The 24,481-nt window shown below is 67.9% G+C and carries 23 protein-coding genes and 1 riboswitch; of the genes, 11 read left to right on the forward strand and 12 right to left on the reverse strand.

The genetic code is table 11. From position 1 onward, the window contains the following. Positions 1–36 precede the first annotated feature (36 nt). The 3 genes from fahA to ACFVIV_RS16400 all read left to right on the forward strand — a co-directional run bounded on the left by fahA (position 37) and on the right by ACFVIV_RS16400 (position 3,906). On the forward strand, positions 37–1,209 hold the full coding sequence (fahA, locus tag ACFVIV_RS16390; RefSeq protein ID WP_379197427.1) for a fumarylacetoacetase: 1,173 nt from the start codon (positions 37–39) through the stop codon (positions 1,207–1,209). Positions 1,210–1,349: 140 nt separating this feature from the next. Beyond that, positions 1,350–3,629 (forward strand): MMPL family transporter, encoded by a 2,280-nt coding sequence (locus tag ACFVIV_RS16395; RefSeq protein ID WP_379196965.1) that lies wholly within the window; start codon positions 1,350–1,352, stop codon positions 3,627–3,629. Between the two features lie 34 nt (positions 3,630–3,663). Then, complete coding sequence (locus tag ACFVIV_RS16400) at positions 3,664–3,906, forward strand: hypothetical protein (protein WP_379196967.1); 243 nt, start codon at positions 3,664–3,666, stop codon at positions 3,904–3,906. Between the two features lies 1 nt (position 3,907). On the opposite strand, the gene ACFVIV_RS16405 is transcribed toward ACFVIV_RS16400, so the two are convergent. Further along, positions 3,908–4,582, reverse strand: coding sequence for a TetR/AcrR family transcriptional regulator (locus ACFVIV_RS16405; RefSeq protein WP_379196969.1), 675 nt, complete (start codon positions 4,580–4,582; stop codon positions 3,908–3,910). A gap of 97 nt (positions 4,583–4,679) precedes the next feature. On the opposite strand from ACFVIV_RS16405, the gene ACFVIV_RS16410 reads away from it, so the two are divergent. Both ACFVIV_RS16410 and thiC read left to right on the forward strand, forming a co-directional pair. Further along, complete coding sequence (locus ACFVIV_RS16410) at positions 4,680–6,074, forward strand: lipase family protein (RefSeq protein ID WP_379196971.1); 1,395 nt, start codon at positions 4,680–4,682, stop codon at positions 6,072–6,074. A gap of 130 nt (positions 6,075–6,204) precedes the next feature. After that, a riboswitch (TPP riboswitch) is annotated at positions 6,205–6,331 on the forward strand. Beyond that, the gene (thiC, locus tag ACFVIV_RS16415) at positions 6,323–7,984 is read left to right on the forward strand and encodes a phosphomethylpyrimidine synthase ThiC (protein WP_379196973.1); all 1,662 of its coding nucleotides are present in this window, start codon (positions 6,323–6,325) and stop codon (positions 7,982–7,984) included. It overlaps the preceding riboswitch by 9 nt. A 97-nt stretch (positions 7,985–8,081) precedes the next feature. On the opposite strand, the gene ACFVIV_RS16420 is transcribed toward thiC, so the two are convergent. Both ACFVIV_RS16420 and ACFVIV_RS16425 read right to left on the reverse strand, forming a co-directional pair. Continuing rightward, positions 8,082–8,492 carry a VOC family protein gene (locus tag ACFVIV_RS16420; protein WP_379196975.1) on the reverse strand — a complete coding sequence of 137 codons (411 nt, stop codon included), beginning with the start codon at positions 8,490–8,492 and terminating at the stop codon, positions 8,082–8,084. A gap of 62 nt (positions 8,493–8,554) precedes the next feature. Further along, complete coding sequence (locus tag ACFVIV_RS16425; RefSeq protein ID WP_379196977.1) at positions 8,555–9,205, reverse strand: TetR/AcrR family transcriptional regulator; 651 nt, start codon at positions 9,203–9,205, stop codon at positions 8,555–8,557. A 172-nt stretch (positions 9,206–9,377) separates the two neighbouring features. Between ACFVIV_RS16425 and ACFVIV_RS16430 the strand changes: the two genes are divergently transcribed. Continuing rightward, entirely contained in the window at positions 9,378–10,001 is a 624-nt protein-coding gene (locus ACFVIV_RS16430; RefSeq protein ID WP_379196979.1) for an NAD(P)-dependent oxidoreductase, read from the forward strand. Positions 10,002–10,068: 67 nt separating this feature from the next. Here ACFVIV_RS16430 and ACFVIV_RS16435 read toward each other — a convergent pair whose 3' ends face one another. Continuing rightward, positions 10,069–11,214 (reverse strand): GTP-binding protein, encoded by a 1,146-nt coding sequence (locus tag ACFVIV_RS16435; protein WP_379196981.1) that lies wholly within the window; start codon positions 11,212–11,214, stop codon positions 10,069–10,071. Between the two features lie 90 nt (positions 11,215–11,304). Between ACFVIV_RS16435 and thiD the strand changes: the two genes are divergently transcribed. Continuing rightward, positions 11,305–12,156, forward strand: a complete 852-nt coding sequence (thiD, locus tag ACFVIV_RS16440; RefSeq protein ID WP_379196983.1) for a bifunctional hydroxymethylpyrimidine kinase/phosphomethylpyrimidine kinase — start codon at positions 11,305–11,307, stop codon at positions 12,154–12,156. A 6-nt stretch (positions 12,157–12,162) separates the two neighbouring features. On the opposite strand, the gene ACFVIV_RS16445 is transcribed toward thiD, so the two are convergent. Next, the gene (locus ACFVIV_RS16445; RefSeq protein ID WP_379196985.1) at positions 12,163–12,771 is read right to left on the reverse strand and encodes a TetR/AcrR family transcriptional regulator; all 609 of its coding nucleotides are present in this window, start codon (positions 12,769–12,771) and stop codon (positions 12,163–12,165) included. A 159-nt stretch (positions 12,772–12,930) separates the two neighbouring features. On the opposite strand from ACFVIV_RS16445, the gene ACFVIV_RS16450 reads away from it, so the two are divergent. The 3 genes from ACFVIV_RS16450 to ACFVIV_RS16460 all read left to right on the forward strand — a co-directional run bounded on the left by ACFVIV_RS16450 (position 12,931) and on the right by ACFVIV_RS16460 (position 14,786). Beyond that, entirely contained in the window at positions 12,931–13,440 is a 510-nt protein-coding gene (locus ACFVIV_RS16450; RefSeq protein WP_379196987.1) for a nitroreductase/quinone reductase family protein, read from the forward strand. An 83-nt stretch (positions 13,441–13,523) separates the two neighbouring features. Continuing rightward, positions 13,524–14,546 (forward strand): hypothetical protein, encoded by a 1,023-nt coding sequence (locus tag ACFVIV_RS16455; protein WP_379196989.1) that lies wholly within the window; start codon positions 13,524–13,526, stop codon positions 14,544–14,546. Between the two features lie 105 nt (positions 14,547–14,651). Next, entirely contained in the window at positions 14,652–14,786 is a 135-nt protein-coding gene (locus ACFVIV_RS16460) for a hypothetical protein (protein WP_379196991.1), read from the forward strand. A 194-nt stretch (positions 14,787–14,980) separates the two neighbouring features. Here ACFVIV_RS16460 and ACFVIV_RS16465 read toward each other — a convergent pair whose 3' ends face one another. The 7 genes from ACFVIV_RS16465 to ACFVIV_RS16495 are packed head-to-tail and all read right to left on the reverse strand — an operon-like array spanning position 14,981 to position 24,053. Then, positions 14,981–15,601, reverse strand: a complete 621-nt coding sequence (locus ACFVIV_RS16465) for a TetR/AcrR family transcriptional regulator (RefSeq protein ID WP_379196993.1) — start codon at positions 15,599–15,601, stop codon at positions 14,981–14,983. Between the two features lie 23 nt (positions 15,602–15,624). Next, on the reverse strand, positions 15,625–16,407 hold the full coding sequence (locus ACFVIV_RS16470; RefSeq protein ID WP_379196995.1) for an enoyl-CoA hydratase family protein: 783 nt from the start codon (positions 16,405–16,407) through the stop codon (positions 15,625–15,627). Continuing rightward, complete coding sequence (locus ACFVIV_RS16475) at positions 16,407–17,570, reverse strand: acyl-CoA dehydrogenase family protein (protein ID WP_379196997.1); 1,164 nt, start codon at positions 17,568–17,570, stop codon at positions 16,407–16,409. The genes ACFVIV_RS16470 and ACFVIV_RS16475 overlap by 1 nt, the downstream gene beginning before the upstream one ends. 3 nt (positions 17,571–17,573) lie before the next feature. Continuing rightward, positions 17,574–19,571: an acetyl/propionyl/methylcrotonyl-CoA carboxylase subunit alpha gene (locus tag ACFVIV_RS16480; RefSeq protein WP_379196999.1), complete on the reverse strand. Its 1,998-nt coding sequence runs from the start codon at positions 19,569–19,571 to the stop codon at positions 17,574–17,576. Positions 19,572–19,579: 8 nt separating this feature from the next. Then, entirely contained in the window at positions 19,580–21,184 is a 1,605-nt protein-coding gene (locus ACFVIV_RS16485; protein WP_379197001.1) for an acyl-CoA carboxylase subunit beta, read from the reverse strand. Beyond that, on the reverse strand, positions 21,181–22,329 hold the full coding sequence (locus tag ACFVIV_RS16490) for an acyl-CoA dehydrogenase family protein (RefSeq protein ID WP_379197429.1): 1,149 nt from the start codon (positions 22,327–22,329) through the stop codon (positions 21,181–21,183). The genes ACFVIV_RS16485 and ACFVIV_RS16490 overlap by 4 nt, the downstream gene beginning before the upstream one ends. Positions 22,330–22,337: 8 nt before the next feature. Further along, positions 22,338–24,053 (reverse strand): acyclic terpene utilization AtuA family protein, encoded by a 1,716-nt coding sequence (locus ACFVIV_RS16495; protein ID WP_379197003.1) that lies wholly within the window; start codon positions 24,051–24,053, stop codon positions 22,338–22,340. A 224-nt stretch (positions 24,054–24,277) separates the two neighbouring features. Between ACFVIV_RS16495 and ACFVIV_RS16500 the strand changes: the two genes are divergently transcribed. After that, positions 24,278–24,436, forward strand: a complete 159-nt coding sequence (locus ACFVIV_RS16500; protein WP_379197005.1) for a hypothetical protein — start codon at positions 24,278–24,280, stop codon at positions 24,434–24,436. The last annotated feature ends 45 nt before the right edge of the window (positions 24,437–24,481 follow it).

Consider the following 24,481-nt stretch of genomic DNA (forward strand, 5'->3'; position numbering starts at 1 on the left):
GAGAGTATGGGTGCGGAGGAGAGGCGTGGGGTGGATATGAGCAGCCGGGTGCGGATCGAGGTCCCGGACGGTTCCGGATTCGGTCCCGCGCATCTGCCCTATTGCGTGTTCCGCCCGCGCGGCGGGCAGCCGCGGGTGGGTGCGCGGCTGGGGGATTCGATCATCGATCTGGCGGTGGCCCTGGATGATCCGATGTTCGCCCAGCCCAGCCTGAACGCCTTCATGACCCAGGGCCCGCAGTGCTGGCGGGAGGTGCGCGAGCGGGTGCGCACGGCGGCGGATTCGGAATTGCCCGCCGCCGCGGTGCATTCGGTCGCGGCGGTGACCCTGGATCTGCCGGTGGAGATCGCCGATTACGTCGATTTCTACGCCAGCATCGATCACGCCACCGCCATGGGCCGCATCTTCCGGCCCGACGGTGACGCGCTGCTGCCGAACTGGCGGCATCTGCCGGTGGGGTATCACGGCCGCGCGGGCACGGTGGTGGTGTCCGGCACGGAGATCGCCCGCCCGCACGGTCAGCGCCGGACCGAGTCCGGCGCACCGGATTTCGGCCCCAGCCGCCGCCTGGACATCGAGGCGGAGCTGGGCTTCCTGGTCGGCGCCGGTTCACCGCTGGGCAGCCCCATCGGCACCGGTGAGTTCGCCGAGCACGTCTTCGGCGTGGCGCTGGTGAACGACTGGTCGGCGCGCGATATCCAGGGCTGGGAGGCGCAGCCGCTGGGCCCGTTCCTCGGCAAGTCCTTCGCCACCACGCTGTCGGCGTGGGTGACACCGCTGGAAGCCCTGGCCGAGGCCAGGATTCCGCTGCCGGAGCAGCAGCCCGAACCATTGCCCTATCTGCGTGACAATGCGCCGTGGGGGCTGGATATCGAGCTGAGCGTGGAGTGGAACGGCCACCGGATCTCCACTCCCCCGTACGGCCGCATGTACTGGTCCCCCGCGCAGATGCTGGCGCACCTGACCGCCAATGGCGCGTCCACCCGCACCGGTGATCTGTTCGCCTCCGGCACCATCTCCGGTCCGGAGCGGCACGAGCGCGGGTCCTTCATGGAAATGAGCTGGGGCGGCACCGAACCGATCGATATCGGCGGCGACAAGCGCACCTTCCTCGAGGACGGCGACGAGGTGATGATCACCGCCTCGGCGCCGGCGGCCGGGGGCGGGCGGCTGACGCTGGGCGAGGTCCGGGGCCGTATTACCGGGTGATTGCGGGCGCACCGGCCGGTGCGCGATCAGCTGACCGATAGCTGATTTACATGATCATGAGCATGGTCACTGGCCGGTACCTGCACTGGTTCGGGAACGCTACCGTTCCGAAGTCAAGGGACCTTCGGAGGTGCGCGTCGATGTTGACCACTCTTGCCCGGTTCGCCATGACGCGTCCGCGCGCTGTTCTGGTGACCGCGCTGTTGCTGATGATCATCTGCGGTGGCTTCGGAGCCACGGCCAAATCCCACATGGTGGGCGGCGGCTACCTGACCGATGAGCTGGAGGCCGTGCAGGCCAACGACTTCATCGAGGACAACTTCCCGGGCGGCAATCCGAATCTGGTGGTCCTGCTGACCGCCCCGGACGGCGGGGTGAACGGCCCGGCGGCGCGCACCGAGGCCGAGCGCATCACCGGCCTGCTCACCGCCGACCCGAGTGTGACCGGCGTCCGGTCGTATTGGAACACCGTGACCGTGCGGTCCGATCTCGCGACGGCACTGCGCAGCAAGGACAGTCAGCGCGGTCTCATCCTGGCCACCATCACCGGCACCGATACCGAGGTGCAGAACCGGGCCAATGTCCTGAGCGCCGAACTCAATGGCGACCGCGACGGCGTGCAGGTGCGGGTGGGCGGCATGGCCGGCACCTTCGCCGATATCAATCACCAGGTCGAGAAGGACCTCATCCTGGCCGAGGCCATAGCGGTGCCGATCTCCGGCATCCTGCTGGTGCTGGTGTTCGGGAGCGTGGTCGCGGCCGCGCTGCCGCTGGGCGTCGGATTCTTCGCCATCGCGGCGACGCTGGGCATCCTGCGCCTGCTCACCACCGTCATGGACGTGTCCATCTTCGCGCTGAACATGACCAGCGCCCTGGGTCTCGCCCTGGCCATCGACTACAGCCTCTTCATTGTCAGCCGCTACCGCGAGGAGCTGGCCGCGGGCCGCGATACCCGCGCCGCCATCCTGCGCTCGGTGCAGACCGCGGGCCGCACCGTGGTGTTCTCCGGCCTCACCGTGGCGCTGGCCCTCGCCGCGCTGGCGGTGTTCCCGCAGCCGTTCTTCAAATCGTTCGCCTTCGCCGGTGTGGCGGTGGTGGCGGCGGCCGTGGGCGCGTCGATCCTGCTGCTGCCCGCGGCGCTGATCCTGCTGGGCGATCGGGTGAACGCCTGGGATCTGCGGAAACCGCTGCGCCGCTTGTTCGGTCGCGGTGAGCCGACGCCGAAGCCGGTGGAGCAGAGCTTCTGGTATCGCCTGGTGACCGTGGTCATGCGCCGCGCGCTGCCGGTCGCGATTGTGGCCGGTGCGGCGCTGCTGGCGCTGGGAACCCCGTTCCTGTCCGCGCATTTCGCCAGCCCGGACGATCGGGTGATCGGCGATTTCGCCTCCAGCCGTCAGGTCGGCGACGCCCTGCGCGAGGACTTCAATGCCGATATGGCCAATAGCGCGGTCGTGGTGCTGCCCGGATTCCACGGCGCGCCCAATGAACTCGGCGCCTACGCGGCGGCGCTGTCGAAGGTGCCGGACGTGCCCGCGGTGCTCTCCAGCGACGGCGTCTACGTGAACGGCGTCAAGATGGCGGCGGGCATTCCGGAGATGACCGGGTCCGAGGGCGCGTACCTGTCGGTGGGCGCCAAGGCCGCGCCCGGCTCCGAAGCGGGCGAACAGCAGCTGGCGGCCCTGCGGGCGGTGCCCGCGCCGGGCGAGACGCTCTTCGGCGGCGCGGCGGCGCTCAACGAGGACACCATGGATTCGGTCATCGAGCGACTTCCCGTGGCGGGTGCGCTCATTGCCGTCATCACCCTCATCCTGCTGTTCCTGTTCACCGGCAGCGTGGTGCTGCCGGTGAAGGCGCTGCTGCTGAACATCCTGTCGCTGACGGCCACCTTCGGCGCCATGATCTGGGTGTTCCAGGAGGGCCACCTGTCCGGCCTGCTCGGTTTCACCTCGACCGGCAGCATCGACCTGTTCATGCCGATCCTCATGTTCTGCCTGGCCTTCGGCATGTCCATGGACTACGAGGTGTTCCTGCTGTCCCGGATCCGGGAGGAGTGGCTGGCCTCGGATCGCAGCAAGGCGGCCAACACCACCTCGGTGGCGCTGGGCGTGGCGCGCACCGGCCGGATCTTCACGGCCGCAGCGGGTTTGATGGCGGTGGTGCTGCTCGCCGTCGCGACCTCCGCGGTGGCCGCCATGAAGCTGTTCGGCATCGGCCTGGCCCTGGCGGTCATCGCCGATGCGACGGTCATTCGCGGCCTGCTGGCCCCCGCCCTCATGCGCCTGATGAGCACCGGCAATTGGTGGGCCCCGAAACCCCTTGCCGCCCTGCACAAGCGGATCGGACTGGAGGAGGAGCCGGGCGACCTCGGAACCGAGGTCTTCGCAGCGGAGCGTTCACTCGGTACCGTTCGGTCCGGCTGATACAGCCGGATTGTACGAATAGAAGAGGGATTTCATGAAGAAGCGTATGGCCGGTGTCGTCCTGGCCGGTGCCCTGCTGTTCCCGGCCCAGCCGGCGGTCGCCGGCGCCGCGCCGGTGAGCCCGATCGTCGGCTCCTCGGGCTCGTCGGATCCGGGCTCCGCGGGTGGTTGCACCTCCGCACAGCCGCCGACCTGCTCCTCGCCGCTGGCGAAGGTGCTCATCGAGCTGCTCACCACGGGCTCGGCCACCGCGTCCGCCGACGGCAAGGCCAACTGAGCTATTCCAGCGCCCGCCTGCCCATCTCGACGACGGTGACGAACCGCGTCAGATCCTCGACCAGCGTCTCGACCACATCGGGGGCGCCACCGTCGTCGTGATGGTGCAGCCAATCCGCGACCAGTTCGAACATGCCGCCGATGGTCGCCAGGCTCAGCGCCAGGCTCTGCCGTTCGTCGAGCGAAACCTGTTCCGGCCACAGCTGATTCAAGAAGGCCGCCGACCAGCGCCGGTTGCTCCGCCGCTGCCGCTCCACCGCCGGTGAGATGCCGCCCGCCTCACCGAAGGTCACCTTGGCCAGCCGCGGGTCGTCCGCGATGGCGTGCACGAAGGCCGCCATGACCGCCCGCTTGCGCTCCGGCCATGCCAGTCCGGCCGTCTCCGCCGCGACTTCTCCCACGCGTTGCTGGATGCCCGCCGTGATCTGTTCCAGCAATGCGGTGTAGCAGGCTTCCTTACTGTCGAAGTGATCGTAGAAGCCCTTGGTGCCGACATAGGCGGCCTGGCAGATCTGCTCGATGGAGGTCCCCGAATAGCTTTGCCGGGCAAACAGTTCGGTGGCGGCGGCCAGCAGTTGCCGACGGCGTTGCGCGCTGCGCTCGTCGGCGTCGAGGCCGCGGATGCGACGCCGCGCGGGTGTCCGGTCTGGCGCCGCGGCTGGTTTGCTGCGGGTCATGCAACGACCTTAGCGGTGCAGGTTTGAGAAAGACATCTTGTTGATAACAGGATGCCATGTTGTAATCGCTGTCACGTCGATGAGGAAGGGAACGGACGTGGCAATCAATGGGGATCGCCGGCGGCGGGGATGGCGGCGGTGGACCGCGGCCGCGCTCGCGACGGCAGTGGCGGCGGCGGGGGCGGTGCTGGCGGCGGGGACCGCGGCCGCGCCGGCGGCCGCGCAACCCGGGCCCTTGAACGTGGACTCGTTCTATCAGGCGCCCGACGGCTTCGAAGCGGCCGCGCCGGGCGAGATTCTGAAGACCCGCGAGGTGCAGCTGGCCGTGCTGACCGTGCTGCCGGTACGAGTCCGGGCCTGGCAGTTGCTGTATCGCACCACCGATCTGTTCGACCAGCCGACGGTGGCGGCCACCACGGTGGCGGTGCCCATGGGCGCCGACACTTCTCGCAGCCGCCCGCTGGTATCGCACCACTTCTTCTACGACAGCACCGCGCCGCACTGCGCGCCGTCCTATGTCCTGCAGCAGGGGGCCGGGCTCCAAGCCTTGGAGGGCATTCACTCCACCGTCGAGTACCTGGAGCTGGCGGCCTCGATCAGCCAGGGCTACGCGGTGAACGTGCCCGACTACGAGGGCATGAACGGGAATCTGGCCGTGGCCAAGGAACCCGGCTACATGATTCTTGACAGCATTCGCGCCGCGCAGAACTTCGAACCGCTGGGCCTGGACACCGCGTCGCCGGTGGCCATGTGGGGTTACTCCGGCGGCGGCATGGCCACCGGCTGGGCCGTGGAGATGCAGCCGACCTATGCCCCCGAACTGAATATCAAGGGCGCGGCCATGGGCGCGCCGGTCTCGGATGTGCAGTCGCTGCTGCACGTGAACGGCTCCATGTTCGCCAGCCTGATCGGCATCGGCATCTCCTCGCTGCGCAATGCCTATCCGGAGTTCGCGGCCACCACCGAGCGCTATCTGACGCCGGAGGGCCGGGCCATCATGGACCGCACCGAGGGCCAGTGCCTGGTGCGCAATGTGATCACCCTGATGTTCACCGATTACCAACGGCTGCTGACGATTCCGATCCAGGAGTATCTGGCGCTGCCGGAGATCCGCGCGGTGTTCGACGCCACCGTGCTCGGCAAGAACCCGCCGACCGTGCCGGTCATGGTGTACCAGGGCATCTTCGACGAGGCCGTGCCGTACACGACCAATGACAAGCTGGTCGGGGAATGGTGTGCGGGCGGCTCCTCGGTGCTCTACAAGCGCGACCACCTGTCCGAGCATCTGACGCTCACCACCCTCGGCATGGGCGACGCCTTCAACTGGGTCAAGTCCCGGCTCACTCCCGGTGCGCCGGATCCGGTCGGCTGCCAGACCGAGAACCACCTGTCGCTGTTCCTGGACATCAACGACATCCTCACCATGACCGAGATCAACCTGAACGCCACCTTCGGGGCCCTGGGTTGGCCGATCGGACCGCAGGAGCGCTAGACACCTTCTCCTGGCTCTCCTGTGACTCGTGCCCTCGACCGAAACCGGATCGGTCGGGGGCACGGGCGTTCGTATCACCATCCAGGAGTCGCGGGGTGCGGTCGTTGGGTAAGGTCGCGGGCGTACAAATTCACACGCCAACGGGGGCTCGCACCAGCGGGCTGAGAGGACGGCTAGCCCATTCCGGGCGGACAGGGCCGTCGACCGTATGAACCTGACCGGGTAATGCCGGCGTAGGGAGGATTCACATGTCACACAACCGTGCCGCGTCCAATGGGACTCCGGTCGACACCGTGACAACCGGCCCCATCCAGGGCAGCGTCAAGCACTACGAGCAGGTCGAGGCCGAGGGCACGACGCTGCGGATTCCGGTGCGGCGCATCAACCTCACCAATGGCGAGCACTTCGACGTGTACGACACCTCCGGGCCGTACACCGACGACAGCGCGGTCATCGATCTGGAGGGCGGGCTGCCCAAGCTGCGCGACTCGTGGGCCAAGCCGGAGGTGCCGGGCCCGCGCACCCAGCTGGCCTGGGCGCGGCAGGGCATCATCACCCACGAGATGCGCTATATCGCCGCGCGCGAGGGCGTCGCGCCGGAGCTGGTGCGCGATGAGGTGGCCGCCGGGCGCGCGGTCATTCCGGCCAACCACAACCATCCCGAATCCGAGCCGATGATCATCGGCAAGAAGTTCGCGGTGAAGATCAACGCCAATATCGGCAACTCGGCGGTGAGCTCCTCCATCGCGGAGGAGGTGGAGAAGATGGTGTGGGCGACCCGCTGGGGCGCGGACACCATCATGGACCTGTCCACCGGCAAGAACATTCACGAGACCCGCGAGTGGATCCTGCGGAACTCGCCGGTCCCGGTCGGCACCGTGCCGATCTACCAGGCCCTCGAAAAGGTGAACGGCGATCCCACCAAGCTGACCTGGGAGATCTACCGCGACACCGTGATCGAGCAGGCCGAGCAGGGCGTCGACTACATGACCGTGCACGCGGGCGTGCTGCTGCGCTACGTGCCGCTGACCGCCAAGCGCGTCACCGGCATCGTCTCGCGCGGCGGGTCCATCATGGCGGCCTGGTGTCTGGCGCATCATCAGGAATCGTTCCTGTACACCAATTTCGCCGAGCTGTGCGAGATCCTGGCGAAGTACGACATCACCTTCTCCCTCGGTGACGGCCTGCGGCCGGGTTCCATCGCCGACGCCAATGACGAGGCCCAGTTCGCCGAGCTGCGCACCCTGGGCGAGCTCACCAAGATCGCCAAATCGCATGGCGTGCAGGTGATGATCGAGGGTCCGGGCCACGTGCCCATGCACAAGATCGTGGAGAACGTGCGGCTGGAGGAGGAGCTCTGCGAGGAGGCCCCCTTCTACACCCTCGGCCCCCTCGCGACCGATATCGCGCCCGCCTACGACCACATCACCTCGGCCATCGGCGCGGCCATCATCGCCCAGGCGGGCACGGCCATGCTCTGCTACGTCACGCCCAAGGAGCACCTGGGCCTGCCCAACCGCGATGACGTGAAGGTCGGCGTCATCACCTACAAGATCGCCGCGCACTCCGCCGATCTGGCCAAGGGGCATCCGGGCGCGCAGGCGCGCGACGACGCGCTGTCCAAGGCGCGCTTCGAATTCCGCTGGAACGACCAGTTCAACCTGTCGCTGGATCCCGACACCGCGCGCGAGTACCACGACGAGACCCTCCCGGCGGAGCCGGCCAAGACGGCGCACTTCTGCTCCATGTGCGGCCCGAAGTTCTGCTCCATGCGCATCTCGCAGGACGTGCGCGATTACGCCGAGAAGCAGGGCCTCACCGATGTGGAGGCCATCGAGGCCGGGATGGCCGCGAAGTCGGAGGAGTTCGCGGAGGCGGGCGGCAAGGTCTACCTGCCCGTCGTCTCCTGACCCACCTCGTCATCCCGGCGCGCTTCTTGGCCGGGATCCACCCGCTGCGGTGGATACCGGCCAAAAGCATGCCGGAATGACTGGGGTGCGGTGTTTTTCAGGCCCGCGAGGAAATCTGCTGCACACCCCAGGCATTGCCGTCCGGATCCTCGAAGAACAGGAACCCGACATTGTCCAGTGGGTGCGGTGTGGGGCGCGGATTCTTTCCGAGCACCTGCACCTCGCCTACTTCGAGCCCGCGTTCGAGGAGTTCGGCGCGGGCCTTCTCGATGTCCGGCACCACCAGTTGCAGGCCCTTCACGCTCCCCGGCGCCATGTCCGGGACCGCGCCCTGCGTGCCGATCTGGATCGAGCAGCCGGATCCGGGCGGCGTCAGCTGCACCACGCGCCTGCCCTCGCCGAATTCCGAGTCGAAATCGACGTGGAATCCCAGTGGCCCACTGTAGAAATCCTTGGCGCGATCGACATCCGACACCGGCACGATCACGACCTCGAGCGTCCAGTTCATAGCGCTTCCTTCCGGAGACGTGGTTCCCCCTGAGCAGAGACGGTCGGACTCGGCGAAATTCATCACTGGCCGCGCGGTTGCCATCGATGCGCGAATTCGTCCGGGGCCGGCGGAGGGCCCGGCAGCTCCCCGGGGGTGGCGAGGCCGTCGATGAGCAGGGCCAGCACGCGGCGGCGCAATTGCGCGGTCCGGGCCGCGTCCGGCAAGGTCAGGGCGGCGCAGGCCTCCAGCAGCAGGCCCAGGTCCTGCGCGGTGAAACTGGCCCGCAGGCGGCCGGATCGATGGGCGCGGGCAATGATCGACTCGCTCAGTTCCCCGGCGCGCAGCACCTCCGGCAGGATCGAATCATCGGGGGTGAAGGTGCCCGCCAGATGCACGGTCAGCGAGTGGACGTCGGCGTCCACCACCCGCACCAGGAACTCCACCAGCACCTGCCAGTCGTCCGGATTCTCCAGGGCGGCTTCGGCTTCGGCGTTGTAGCGGCGCAGGCCGTCGTAGCAGAGGGTGCGCAGCAGTTCTTCCTTGCCGGCATAGCGCCGGTACAGCGCGCTGATGCCGACGCCGGCGCGTTCGGCCACCGCGGAGATGGGCGCCTTCGGATCGGCGAGGAAGACCTCGCGCGCGGCGGCGAGGATCAGTTCGTCATTGCGGGCGGCCTGCGCCTTGCGGCCGGGCAGGGGGCGCGGGGCTGTGGCTTCGGCGGGGTTCGGCATGACTCCAGCATAGCACTTGAACGGAATGATCCGTTCCGTCGTGTGCGATATGGCTGAGACCTTGCCGCATGTCCGCGAGACTCACGACGATGGTTCCCGGCATCTCCCGCTGATGTACTGAATTCACCTTCGGAACAACGAAATTCACCGAACATCAGCAAGGAGAAAGACAATGCGAATCGCCATCTTCGGAGCCACCGGGACCATCGGCCGTCAGGTCGTGCGGCAGGCCCTCGCGGCGGGCCACGAGGTCACCGCACTCACCCGGAATCCGGCCAATATGACCGAATCCCATGAGCGGCTGCACGTCATCGCGGGCGATGTCACCGATCCGATCGCGGTGGACCGCGCGGTGGCCGGGCAGGACGCCTGCATCGTCACCCTCGGCGACGGCCGCAAGGGCGTGGTCCGGGCCGCCGGTACCCGCACCGTCATCGACGCCATGGAACGGCAGGGCGTGAAGCGGCTGATCGTGCAGTCCACCCTGGGCGCGGGCGACAGCCACGGCAACCTGAACTTCCTGTGGAAGTACGTGCTGTTCGGGATGCTGCTGCGCAAGGCCATGGCCGACCACAACACCCAGGAGGGCTATGTGCGCACCAGCAATCTGGATTGGACCATCGTGCGGCCCAGCGCCTTCACCGACGGTCCGCGCACCGATGCCTACAAGCGCGATTTCGGGCCGGACGCCAAGGATCTCACGCTGAAGATCTCGCGCGCCGATATCGCCGCCTTTCTGCTCGAACAGCTCGGCAGCGACACCTACCTGCATCGCACCCCGGGCATCTCGAACTGAGCGGCCCTGCCGAATCGAGCCTCCGGACCCGCATTTCGCCATACGGTGGAATGCGGGTCCGGTCGTTTCACGCGTGCTCGTGCAGTTCCCAATGCGGGAAAGGATCCGGATACGTGGCCCAAACCTCCGGTCCCGCAGCCAATTCCGCGTCGGTCAGCAAGGCGGAGTTCAGCAGATCCCGCACATGCGGGCGATCCAGTTTCACGCCGATGAACACGATTTCCTGCCCCCGCGGCATATCCAGCGCCGACCAGTACGCGCCCGCCTCGAAGGTCAGATTCGGGCCCGCCTGCGACCAGATGGCGCACAGGTCGGGACGGCTCGCCAGCCAGAAGAAGCCCTTGCTGCGCAGCAGCCGGTGCAACTGCTCCAGGGCCGAGTCCAGCCGCTGCGGATGGAAGGGGCGATCGGCGGTGAAGGTCAGGCTGCTGATGCCGTATTCCTCGGTCTCCGGGGTGTGGCCGCCCGCGAGTTCGTCCTCCCAGCCTTCGAATTGGGCCGCGAGGTCCGGGTTGTAGCGGCCGGTGCCCAGCACCTCGGACAGCTCCACCACGCCGTGCGCGGCATGCACGATGCGCGCGGCCGGATTCAGCCGCCGAATGGTGGCCTCCACGGTTCCGACGGCATTGGCGCTCACCAGATCCGTCTTGTTCAGGATCAGCACATTGGCGAATTCCACCTGATCCACCAGCAGATCGGCGATGGTGCGCGCATCCCCTTCGCCCGCTTGCATATTCCGTTCCGCCAGCGCCTGCCCCTTGACCACCTCGGCCAGGAAGGTGGAGGCGTCGACGACGGTCACCATGGTGTCGAGGCGGGCGATCTCGCCGAGCCGGAAGCCGTCCTCGAATTCCCATTCGAAGGTGGCCGCCACCGGCATGGGTTCGGAGATGCCGGTGGACTCGATGACCAGGTGATCGAAGCGCCCCTCGCGCGCCAGCTTGCCCACCGATTCGATGAGGTCCTCGCGCAGCGTGCAGCAGATGCAGCCATTGGTGAGCTCGACCAGCTTCTCCTCGGTCCGGTCCAGGTGGCCCTGTCCGGCCACCAGGGCCGCGTCGATGTTCACCTCGCTCATGTCATTGACGATGACCGCGACCCGGCGGCCCTCGCGATTGGCCAGGATGTGGTTGAGCAGGGTGGTCTTGCCGGCCCCCAGGAAGCCGGACAGCACGGTCACGGGGAGCGGGGCGGTGGGCTGGGCTGTAGTCATATCTTGATGATAATGGTTTTCATTAACAGTGTCGGCCCGGGGCCCGTTGCCCGCACTGTGCGTTCCTCCAACCGCGTAGGGTCAGCAGCTGTGAAACTCCTGCCGCTTACACCCAACGGGCAGACCCCCGTCCGCGCGCTCACCATTGCGGGCACCGACTCCGGAGGCGGGGCCGGGATTCAAGCCGATTCGCGGACCATGGCCATGTGCGGCGTGCACGCGTGCGTGGCCGTCGCGGCGGTGACGGTGCAGAACACGCTGGGGGTCAGCGGTTTCCACGAGATTCCGCCGCAGATCGTGGCCGACCAGGTGCGGACCGTGGTCGGGGACATCGGGATCGGGGCGGCCAAGACGGGCATGCTGGCCTCCACCGCCATCATCGAAGCCGTGGCGGCGGTGTGCCAGGAGGTCGGGATCGGGCGGAACGGGACCATTCCGCTCGTCGTCGACCCGGTGGCGGCTTCCATGCACGGCGATCCGCTGCTGCACGCCTCAGCGCTGGATGCCCTGCGCGACACCCTGATTCCGCAGGCCACGGTCATCACGCCGAATCTCGACGAGGTGCGGCTGCTCACCGGCATCGACGTCGTGGACGAGCAGACCGCGCGCAAGGCGGCCGAGGCGCTGCACGCGCTCGGACCGCAGTGGGCCATCGTCAAGGGCGGGCACCTGCGCTCCTCCGCCTTCAGCACCGATCTGCTGTTCGACGGGGAGACCTTTCACGAGCTCACCGCGCCCCGCATTGACACCGGCAATGATCACGGCGGCGGCGACACCCTGGCCGCGTCCATGACCTGCGCGCTCGCACACGGATATACGGTGCCCGAGGCTTTCGCCTTCGCCAAGGAGTGGACCCGGCGCTGCCTGGAGGCCGCCTACGATCTCGGCGCGGGGCACGGACCGGTGTCACCGCTGTGGCGACTCCGGCTCCCCGCCGAATAGGAGCGCCTACCCGGCCCCCAGGATCCGGTCGAGGAGCCGATCGACCAGGCCGAGAGCCACATCCGGGGTGTAGCGCGCGGGCTGCTGCACCATGGCCCCCGAGAGGCCGGCGACCGTGCCCGCGACCAACTCCCCGTCCAGCTCCGGCGAGACCGTGCTCGCCGGATCCAGCTCCAGCTGCCGGCGCAGCTGCTCGGCGCACGCATCGACCAGCCAGAGCGCCGCGCCCGCATTGTCGTCCCCGGTGATCGGCGAGCCGGCCAGTGAGGCCGCGTGATAGGCGGCGAAGATGACGACCTGCTGCCGACGTTCCTCGTCCAGCGGCAGCAGCTGAGTGATGATGGCCCGCAGCACCTCCCGTGGCGCGGCCCCGTCCCCCAGCGCGAACAGGGCCGCCGCCATGCGCTTGCCCGCGTCCTCGACCACGGCCAGGTGGGTGGCCAGCAGGAATTCGCGCTTGTTCCCGAAGTAGTACTGCACCAGCCGCACCGAGATCCCCGCCTCGGCGGCGACGGTCTGGAAGGTGGCGGCCTCCAGCCCGCCGCGCGCGATCACCCGCCGGATGGCATCGGTGATCTCGCGTCGCCGCTGCGTGTGGTCGACCAGCTTCGGCACGGGACGGCCTCTTCCTTTCGATCGTTCGGGCGAAAGTGTGGATGGTACGCGCATATCAGACAGGGGCCGCGTTCCGAATCGGAGAGGTGTCCGAAATGCGTCACGATCTCTCGCCGAATTAGGACCGCAACTGTCCTATCTCCGCGACATACTCGAATCATGAGCGAAACCGAATCGACTGCGGGACAGCCGGATCAGAACGACATCACCGACTACAACGATCCCAATGCGCCGTGGAACCAATCCTGGGACCAAGAGGGCAGCATCGCCAACTGGAACGATGACGTGATCAAGGAGTTCCGGGAGAACTCGGGCAAGGTCGGCGGGGCCTACGCGGGCGGCGACCTCATCCTGCTGACCACCACGGGCGCCAAGAGCGGCAAGCAGCACACGACTCCGCTGGGTCCGCTGTTCCGGGGCGACACCATGTACGTCAGCTCGTTCATCGAGGACAAGTACCCGGCCTGGTGGTACAACATCAAGGCGAATCCGCAGGTCACCGTCGAGCTGCGGGACAAGACCTACAAGGCGACCGGCAAGGTCCTCGAGGGCGCGGACTACGACGAGTTCGCGGCCTGGGTGCTCGCGAACAATCCGCTGCTCGCGGACTTCCAGTCCAAGATCGACCGGCCGATGCCGCTGGTGGTGCTGACCCTCGAGGGGCAATGACCGATCACCCCACAGGACCGGATTCCGTTCCGCCGCAACCACCGAAACTCCCAACCGGGGCGCGTTCGGGACTGGTTCGCGGTGTGGTCGGGGCACTCGTCGTCGCGGTGGGTACGGGCCTGTATTTCGGTGTCGTGCGAGACAGCGGTGGATCATCGTCCGACAGCCTGGACGGTGGCGGGTTCGACAATTTGCTGACGCTCGATCCGTGCTCGTATCTGGATCCGGATTCGTTCGCCGGGTTCGCCGACAAGGGCGTCGGGGACGCTCCCGCGGTGCGCATCGAGCCGACCGGGTTCGACTCGTGTGCCGTGGAACTCGAGCGCTCGGAAAAGGGAGGTCCGCGGTACACGGTCACCGTGCGCACGGAAACCGGGTACATCGTCCCGAGCGAGGTGCCCGACGACCTCGAGGTGGCGGAACGCGGTGCGGTGCAGGTGACCACGGCCGACGTGGCGCTCGATTGCGCCCAGCTCATCTTCCGCCCGGATGGCACCACGGTCTCCGTGGACACGAAGGCATCCGTGACCGACGCCGAGGGCGGCTACAGTCGCGAAACCCTGTGCCGGATACAGGACATCGCCACGGACGCCGCGGTGGCGGCGCTCGGTGCGAACACCGCGGACAGGATGGCGTATCCGGCGGATTCGCTGGGCGGGACCCGTCCGTGCAGTCGGCTCGAGGACGCGGAGATCATGTCCGCGACGGGTGCCGTGGAGGTCAGCAAGCGCGAGCGCGACCGTGACTATGTGTGCATTTGGTCTGCGGGACCAGCCAGTGTCACTCTCGCCGCCAAGCTCGTGCCGACCGCGGCCGACCGGCCGGACGGGGCGAGGGAGACAATCGCCGGCCGCCAGTCCACGATCGTGGACCAATTCTTCTTCAGCAATACGGAGACCTGCGACATCACGCTGTACGGCCGGACCTGGACGCCGTGGCCGGGCAAGCAGTACGACTACGCCGAAACGGGCGACGACAGCTCGTCCGGATTCATCGAGCTGACGGAGCTGAGTGTCTCGCTGTTCTCCGGGGGGTCGAGGGAGGAGGCATGCCGCATGGCGCGGGAGCTGGCCGAGCGCGCTTGGCCGAGACTGCCGGGGGCGTAGTCGAAAGCGCGGTGATCATGGGGTGCCGGGATTTACCCTGATGGCATTCCCCACCAGCACTTTTCAGGGATGGTCGGTATGTGCGATCCCTTCAGGTCAGGACCGTTGAGCGACGAGCACCGCGAAGCCTTCTGGCGCAGAGTGGGCTGGTCTCCGGACCTCCCGGAACCCGAACGCGAGGTCATCGAACAACGCTGGGATGACGAATCCATCGAGATGGCAGAGGTTTTCGGCTGGTAGCCAAGAGAAGGGGGGTGGGGGCTAAGCCCCAAACCCCCTTAGGCTGGCGCAGCCCCCAACCCCATCGGCTGGCGCAGCCCCCAACCCCATCGGCTGGCGCAGCCCCCAACATCCTTGGCTGGCGCAGCCCCAATCTCCTTGGCGGGCGTCAGCCGCGACTCCAAAGGGGGTGTGGGGGCTTGCCCCCACATCTCTTATCCCTCACCACTTTGGGTGAGCGCCATATGCAGTGTCGCCGCCCACTGCTGGACGATTTCCTTGCGGCGCAGGGAGTCGTCGGTGAGGACGTCGGCCAGGCCGAGGCCGCGGGCCAGGTCGAGGGTGGCCTGGACCAGGTGGTGGGCTACCGGGTCGGTGTCGTCCACGCCGAGGGCTGCTACCGCCATGCGGTGGGAGATGCGGCCGAAGCGGGCCTCGAGCGGGACTATGCGTTCGCGGAGGACCGGGTCGGCGGCGGCGTGGGTCCAGACTTGGAGGGCCGCTTTGAAGAGGGTGGTGGTGTAGGACTCGACCAGGCCGGCGACCACGGCTTCGGTGCGGGCCTGGCCCTGGGCGATTTCGGCCAGAGCCAGGGCGTCGGCCTTGGATTGCTCCATGCGGGTGTCGAACATGTACTCGAGGGCGGCGGTGATCAGGTCTTCCCGGGTGGGGAAGTGGTGTTGCGCCGCCCCGCGGGATACCCCGGCGCGCTCGGCGACCACGGCCACGGTGGCTGCCGCCCAGCCCATTTCGGCCAGGCAGTCGATGGTCGCCTCCAGCAGCCGCTGCCGGGTGGCCCGGCTGCGGTCCTGCTTGGGTTCGTGGGGTGTCGCCATGGTTGCCTATTGTGCCGAGTCGGCTATTCGGCCCAGCCGGGTGGGCGGCGCTGGAAGAAGGCCGTCATGCCCTCGATCACCTCGGGGGTGCCGAAGAAGCTCGCGGAGCGTTTGGCCAAGTCCTCGGCGGAGCGGTCGAAGGCGGTGAGCAGGTCGGCATTGACCAGCCGCTTGCTCTCGGCCAGTCCTTGCGGTGAGCCTTTGCGCAGTTCCGCGCACAACCGGTCCGTCTCGGCCGCCGGGTCTTCGGCGGCCACGGTGATGAGCCCGATGCGCTCGGCCTCGGCGGCGTCGAAGGTCTCGCCGGTCGAGAAGTACCGGGCCGCCGCGCGGGCGGACACACGCGGCAGCAGCGGCAGCGAGATCATGAACGGGGCCAGGCCGATGCGCACCTCGGTGAGACCGAAACTGCTGTTCCGCCCGGCCACGGCGATATCGCAGGCGGCCAGGATGCCCATCCCGCCCGCGCGCACATTGCCGTCGACCCGCGCCACCACCGGTTTCGGCATTTCGAGAATGCCGCGCAGCACCGAGATCATCCAGCGGGTGCGGATATCGGCGGCGGCCGCCGGATCGGCGTCCACCGCCTCCTTCAGATCCGCGCCCGCGCAGAAGGTATTGCCGGTGTGGGTGAGCACGACGCCGCGCACCGCCGCATCGGTCCCCGCCCGCTCCAGGCCCGCGAGCAGCTCGGTGATCAGCCGCGCGGACAGGGCATTGCGGTTGTGCGGGGAGTCCAGGGTGAGCGTGGCGAATCCGCCCGCCACCTCGTACCGGACGTAGGGCCCCTCGGGAGCGTCACTCATCAGTACGACCTCGGCAGACCCAGCGAATGCTGTGCGACGAAGTTGAGGATCATCTCCCGGCTGACCGGGGCCACGCGGGCGATCCGGCTGGCCGCGAGCATGCCCGCCAGGCCCACATCGGCGGTGAGACCGGACCCGCCGTGCGTCTGGATGGCCTGGTCGAGAGCCTTGATACTGGCTTCGGCCGCAGCGTATTTCGACATATTGGCGGCCTCGGCGGCGCCGAAGTCGTCACCGGAGTCGTAGAGGACCGCGGCCTTCTGCATCATGAGCTTGGCCAGCTCCAGTTCGATCTTCACCTGGGCTAGGGGATGCGAGATGCCCTGGTGCGAGCCGATCGGCGCGCCCTTCCACACCGCGCGCTCCTTGGCGTAGGCGACCGCCCGGTCGATGGCGTAGCGGCCCATGCCCACCGCCATGGCCGCGCCCATGATGCGCTCCGGGTTGAGGCCCGCGAACAGCTGCGCGATGGCCGCGTCCTCCTGGCCCACCAGCGCGGTGGACGGCAGCCGCACATCGTCGAGGAACAGCGTGAACTGGTTGTCCGGCTCGATGATGTCCATCTCCTGCTTCGTCTTCACGAAGCCGGGCGCATCGGTCGGCACGATGAACAGGGCGGGCTGCAGATTGCCGGTCTTGGCGTTCTCGGTGCGCGCCACGATGAGCACCGCCGCGGCCTGGTCCACGCCGGAGATGAAGATCTTGCGGCCGTTGAGGATCCAGTCGTCGCCGTCGCGGCGGGCGGTGGTGGTGATCTTGTGCGAGTTGGAGCCGGCATCCGGTTCGGTAATGCCGAAGACCATCTTCGACGAGCCGTCGGCCAGCCGGGCCAGCCAGTACTGTTTCTGCTCGTCGGTGCCGTATTTGGTGATGATCGTGCCGCAGATGGCCGGGGACACCACCATGAGCAGCAGGCCGCAGCCCTGGGCGGCGAGTTCCTCCTGCACCAGCGCCAGCTCGTAGATGCCCGCGCCGCCACCGCCGTACTCCTCCGGCAGGTTCACGCCCAGGAAGCCGAGTTTGCCCGCCTCGTCCCACAATTCGGTGAGCGGTTCGCCTTGGCGCGCCTTCGGCCCGGCGTAGTCGCGCAGGTTGTATTTGGCGGCCAGCTTGGCGACGGCGGCCCGCAGCGCCTTCTGCTCGTCGGTTTCGATGAAGCTCATCGTCTACTCCTGGTTGTCGCTGTCATCGGTCTGGACCACGGCGAGGACTGCGCCCACTTCGACCTGCTGGCCGGCCGTGACATTGAGTTCGGTGAGCAGGCCCGCGGCGGGGGCCGCGATGGTGTGCTCCATCTTCATGGCCTCCAGCCAGAGAATCGGCTGCCCCTTCGCCACCCGCGTGCCGACCTCGGCGCCGAGCCGGATGACCGAGCCGGGCATGGGGGCCAGCAGTGAGCCCTCGGCCACTTGATCGGCGGGATCCTCGAAGCGCGGGAGGCGGCGCAGGGCCACCGGGCCGAGCGGGGAATCCACCGCCACCAGGTCGCCGTAGCGGGCGATCTCGAAGCGGCGGCGTACCTTGCCGCGCTCCCCCGGCACCAGCAGGGTCACCGAATCCGGTGTGGCTTCGAGCAATTCGAGGCCCTCGACGCCGTCGACCGCGAGCCCGGCGCGGGTGATCCGGTACCGCACCACGTGCTTGCCGGTGACCCGGCTCTCGTAGGACTTGGATTGCGGCTGCGACGGGAGGTTCCGCCAGCCGCTGGGCAGGCCCGCGCCGACGCGCGCCTTCGCCCGATTGGCCGCGGCGTCCGCGAGCGCGGCGGCCACCACGGACAGCTGCTCATCGGACTCGGAAACCAGTGGGGCGGACAGATTCTCCAGGCCGTGCGTGGCGAAGAACGCCGTATCGGTGTCGCCGGCCAGGAACGCCGGATGCCGCAGCACCCGCACCAGCAGATCCCGGTTGGTGACCAGGCCGTGGATCTTCGCGCGCTGCAGCGCGGACGCGAGCAGATGCGCTGCCTCGTCGCGGGTTTCGGCGAAGGAGATGACCTTGGACAGCATGGGGTCGTAGTGCACGCCGACCACGGAGCCGTCCACCACACCGGTGTCCAGGCGCACGCCAGGCTGCTCCAGAACGACAAATTCGCCGATAGTGCCCGGGATTTCGATTCGATGCACGGTGCCGCTCTGCGGCTGCCAGTCGTGCGCCGGATCTTCGGCGTAGAGCCGGACCTCGATGGAGTGGCCGCGCATGGCGGGCGGCTGCGCGGGCAGCTTGCGGCCCGCAGCCACCTGCAACTGGGTGCGCACGAGATCCAGTCCGGTGACGTTCTCGGTGACCGGATGCTCCACTTGCAGACGGGTGTTCATCTCCAGGAAGAAGAACTCGCCGCGCTCGTCGGCCAGGAATTCGACGGTGCCCGCACCCTCGTAGCCAATGGCCTCGGTCGCCAGCCGGGCGGCCTCGAACAGTCGCGCCCGCATTCCGTCGACCCGCTCCACCAGCGGTGACGGCGCTTCCTCCACGACCTTCTGATGCCGCCGCTGGATCGAGCACTCGCGCTCGCCGACCGCCCATACGGTGCCGTGCGTGTCGGCCATGACCTGCACCTCGATATGGCGGCCGGTCTCCAGGTAGCGTTCGCAGAACACCGTGGGATCACCGAAGGCCGACTCCGCCTCGCGCCGTGCGGCTTCCAGCTGCTCGGGCAGGTCCGCCAGATCGCGCACCACGCGCATGCCCCGGCCGCCGCCACCGGCGGATGCCTTGATGAGCACCGGCAGCATGTCCGCGGTGACCTCGGCGGGATCGAGTTCGGCCAGCACCGGGACCCCGGCGGCGTCCATCATCTTCTTGGATTCGACCTTGGAGCCCATCTGCTCGATGGCGCTCACCGGCGGCCCGATCCACACCAGTCCGGCGGCCTGCACGGCGCGCGCGAAATCGGCGTTCTCGGAGAGGAATCCGTAGCCGGGGTGTACAGCGTCGGCACCTGCGGCGAGCGCGGCTTCGATAATCAGCTCCGCGCGCAGGTAGGTCTCGCCGGGCGTATTGCCGGGCAGCCGGATGGCGGCGTCCGCCTCCGCCACATGCGGGGCGTGCGCATCGGCGTCCGAATACACCGCGACCGTGCCGATTCCCATGCGCCGGCAGGTGGCGAACACCCGCCGCGCGATCTCTCCGCGGTTGGCGACCAGAACGTTCGTGATCTCCATACCTGGCCTCACATCCGGAAGACGCCGAAGCCCTCGGCGCCCTTGATCGGGGCATTGTGGATGGCGGACAAGGCCATTCCCACTACCGTGCGGGTATCGCGGGGATCGATGACGCCGTCGTCGTAGAGGCGGCCCGACATGAACATGGGCAGCGATTCGGCCTCGATCTGCGCCTCGATCATGGCGCGCAGCCCGGCATCGGCGGCCTCGTCGAACGGCTGGCCCTTCGCTTCGGCGGCGGCGCGGGCCACGATGGAGATGACGCCCGCCAGCTGCGCACCGCCCATGACGGCGGATTTCGCACTGGGCCAGGCGAAGACGAAGCGCGGATCGTAGGCGCGCCCGCACATGCCGTAATGCCCCGCGCCGTAGGACGCGCCCATGAGCAGCGAGATGTGCGGCACCTTCGAATTGGACACCGCGTTGATCATCATCGCGCCGTGCTTGATGATGCCCTTCTGCTCGTACTCCTTGCCGACCATGTAGCCGGTGGTGTTGTGCAGGAACAACAGTGGCGTGTTCGACTGGTTGGCCAGCTGGATGAACTGGGTGGCCTTCTGCGATTCCTCGGAGAACAGCACACCGCGCGCATTGGCGAGAATGCCCACCGGATACCCGTGCAGCTCCGCCCATCCGGTGACGAGGCTGGAACCGTAGAGCGGTTTGAACTCGTCGAAATCGGAGCCGTCCACCACGCGGGCGATGACCTCGCGCGGATCGAACGGGATCTTGAGGTCGCCGGGCACGATGCCGAGCAGTTCCTCCTGGTCGTACAGCGGTTCGATGACCTCGGTCAGCGGGCGCGGGGCCGGGCCCTGCTTCTTCCAGTTCAACCGCTTCACGATGGAGCGGCCGAGACGGATGGCGTCCTGCTCGTCCACGGCCAGGTAGTCCGCCAGACCCGAGACGCGCGCGTGCATTTCGGCGCCGCCGAGGGATTCGTCGTCGGACTCCTCACCGGTGGCCATCTTCACCAGCGGCGGGCCGCCCAGGAACACCTTGGAGCGCTCCTTGATCATGACCGTGTAGTCGGACATGCCCGGGATGTACGCGCCGCCGGCGGTCGAGTTGCCGAAAACCAGTGCGATGGTGGGGATTCCGGCCGCCGACGCCCGGGTCAGATCCCGGAACATGCGCCCGCCCGGCACGAACACTTCCTTCTGCGTCGGCAGATCCGCACCACCGGATTCCACCAGCCCGATGACCGGGAGGCGGTTCTCCATGACGATGTCGTTCATGCGCAGGTTCTTGCGCAGCGTCCACGGATTCGAGGTGCCGCCGCGCACCGTCGGATCCGGCGCCACGATCATGCATTCGACGCCCTCGACAATGCCGATGCCCGCGATCACGCTGCCGCCGACATGGAAGTCACTGCCCCACGCGGCGAGCGGGCACAGTTCCAGGAACGGCGAATCCTCGTCGATGAGCAGTTCGATGCGCTCGCGCGCGGTCAGCTTGCCGCGCTTGCGATGCCGCGCCATCTTGTCCGGGCCGCCGCCGGCGATGTTCTTGGCGTACTCCGCCTCCACCTCGGCCAACTTGGTGGTCATCGCCTCGGCGGCGGCCCGATACTCCGCCGAGCTCGAATCCAGGGACGTGCGCAGAATGGTCAAGACTGGAACCCCAATCGCTTTGCCGCCAGGGCGGTCAGGATCTCGTTGGTGCCGCCGCCGATGCCGAGGATGCGGACATCCCGGTAGTGGCGTTCCACTTCGGACTCGCGCATATAGCCGAGCCCGCCGAACAGCTGCACGGCCTGATGGGCGACCCATTCGGCCGTTTCCACCGCGGTGTTCTTGGCGAAGCACACCTCGGCGATCAGATCGGTGTCGCCGTGCGCGGCGCGCTCCACCACATGGTGGGTGTAGACGCGGGCGATATCGATGCGGCGCGCCATCTCCGACAAGGTGTTCTGCACGGATTGCCGGGAGATGAGCGGGCGGCCGAAGGTCTCGCGATCGCGGCACCATCGCAGGGTCAGGTCCAGGCAGCGCTGGGCATGCCCGTACGCCTGCGCGGCCAGGCCCACGCGTTCGCTCACGAAGGCCATGGCGATCTGCGCGAAGCCGGTGTTCTCCGGGCCGACCAGGTTCGACACCGGCACGCGCACATCGACATACGACAGCTCGGCGGTATCGGAGGCCAGCCAGCCCATCTTCTCCAGCTTGCGGCTGACGGTGAAGCCGGGCGTGCCCTTCTCCACCACCAGCAGCGACACACCGGCCGCGCCCGGACCGCCCGTGCGAACCGCCGTCACCACGTAGTCGGCGCGCACGCCGGAGGTGATGAAGGTCTTGGCGCCATTGACGATGTACTCGTCGCCGTCGCGCACCGCGCTGGTGGTGAGGTGCCCGACATCGGAGCCGCCGCCGGGTTCGGTAATGGCCAGCGAGCCGATCTTCTCGCCCGCGAGAGTCGGCTTGACCCAGCGGTCGATGTGCTCGGCATTGCCGGAGGCGATGATGTGCGGCACCGCGATACCGCAGGTGAACAGGGAGGCGAACAGGCCGCCCGAGCAGCCCGCGTAATGCATCTCCTCGCACACGATGGCGGCGTCGATGCCGTCACCGCCGGAACCGCCGACGGCTTCGGGGAACTGGATGCCGAGCAGGCCCAGCGCACCGGCCTTCTTGTGCAGTTCGCGCGGGATCTCCCCGGCGCGCTCCCAGCCGTCCAGGTACGGCAGCACCTCGCGTTCGGCGAAACCGCGCACGGTGGCGCGTAATTCGCGGCGCTCGGGCGTCTCCCAGGGATTCACGTATCCGCTCATGACAACAGCTCCACCGGAATATCGATATGGCGGGAGCGCAGCCATTCGCCGAGCCCCTTGGCTTGTGGATCGAATCGGGCCTGATAGGCCACGCCCTCGCCGAGCAGACCCTCGACGATGAAGTTCACGGCCCGCAGGTTCGGCAGCACATGCCGGGTGATGGGCAGCTTCGCGGTTTCGGGCAGCAGCAGGCGCAGTTCGTCGGCGGTCAGCGCGTGCACCAACCAGCGCCACTGCTCGTCGGTGCGCACCCAGACGCCGATATTGGCATTGCCACCCTTGTCACCGCTGCGGGCCAGCGCGATGGTCCCCAGCGGGACACGCTTGGTCTCCCCAGGCGAAAGCGGCTGCGGGAGTTCCGGTTCCGGTACGTCGGCGAGTTCGAGCGTCTCGGCGGCCGGTGCGATCTCGACGGTGCTGTCATCCGGCAGGACGGCGATGTGCGGGACATCGGTCGCGGCCACATAGCCCGGTTTGAACACGCCGTAGGGTCCGCCGTTTCCGGGCGGGGCCGTCAGCGAGAAGCCCGCGTAGCTGGCCAGCGCCAATTCCACGGCCACACTGGAGAATCCGCGGCCCACCTTGTTCGGATCCGGATCGCGCACCACACAGCGCAGCAGCGCGCTGGCCTGCTCCTCGGTCTCGGAATCGGGCCGGTCCAGTCGCACCAGCGACCAATCCAGTTCGGCCGGACGGACTTTCAGCCACGACTCCAGCTGCTGCTGGACGAGCCGCGCCTTGGCCTCGATATCCAGGCCGGTCAGAATGAACTCCACCTCGTTGCGGAATCCGCCGATGGTATTGAGCGACACCTTGGTTCGCGGCGGCGGCGCCTCGCCCGTGACACCGCTGATGAGCACCCGATCCGGGCCCTCCTGCGCGAGCCGGATGGTGTCCAGCCGCGTGGTCACATCGGGCCCGGCGTAGCGCGCGCTCTGGATCTCGTACATGAGCTGCGCTTCCACCGTGTCCACGGTGACCGCGCCGCCGGTGCCCGCATGCTTGGTGATCACGCTGCTGCCATCGCGGCGCACCTCCGCGATGGGGAAGCCGGGCCGGTTCAGATCGGCGATCTCGGTGAAGAACGCGTAGTTGCCACCGGTGGCCTGGGTGCTGCATTCGATGACATGACCCGCCACCACGGCCCCGGCGAGCGCGTCGTAATCGCCACGCCCCCAGCCGAAGTGCGCGGCCGCCGGCCCGACCACCAGCGCGGCGTCGGTGACCCGGCCGGTCACCACCACATCCGCGCCCGCGTTCAGGCATTCGGCAATGCCCCAGGCGCCGAGGTAGGCATTGGCGGTGAGCGGCGTCCCGAGCCCCAGCTCCGCGGCGCGCGGCAGCAGATCGTCACCGGTCACATAGGCGACCTTCGCCGCGAGACCGAGCTTGTCCGAAACCTCCCGCACCCGCTGCGCCAGCCCGGCGGGGTTCAGCCCGCCCGCATTGGCGACGATCCGCACCCCCGATTCGAGGGCCAGCCCCAGGCAGTCCTCCAACTGCCGCACAAAGGTTTTCGCGTATCCCAGGTTCGCGTCCTTCATGCGATCCCGCCCCAGGATCAACATGGTTAGTTCGGCGAGATAGTCGCCGGTGAGCACATCGAGCTGCCCGCCCTCGAGCATCTCCCGCATGGCGCTCAACCGGTCGCCGTAGAAGCCGGAACAGTTGCCGATCCGGAGGAGTTCCGGGTCTTCGGCGAGCTGACTCATAACTGGGCCTCCCTGTGCACCCGAGTCCGGGCGCAGCGTCATCGCTGCGGTCGGTTACAGGGTCACATCGGCCCGTCAGAAAATCAAGCCTGCGCGCTTGTTTTTTCCCTGAAATCGGCGCGACCTGCGAATTTGCGGGTGAATTACCCAGCTACCGCGCGCCTGGGGGTTCGGGGGCGAAGCCCCTGAGAGTCCCGAAAGTTGGATCAGGGCACACTTGTCGGGTGTCCTCCGACGTCATCGTGGTCCTGCTGCTCGCGCTCGCCGGCTTTCTGCTGGGCGGCGCCTACAGCCTGTGGAAATCCACCCGTCCGCTCGCCATCGGCATTGGAGTTTGCGGAGTGTTAGCTCTCGCGGGTGCGATCCTCTATTTGGTCGGCTGACAGGAGTCGCCGCGGCTTCTGGGGGTTCGGGGGCGAAGCCCCTGA

The organism is Nocardia sp. NPDC127526 (assembly GCF_042672265.1).
GTDB lineage: Bacteria > Actinomycetota > Actinomycetes > Mycobacteriales > Mycobacteriaceae > Nocardia.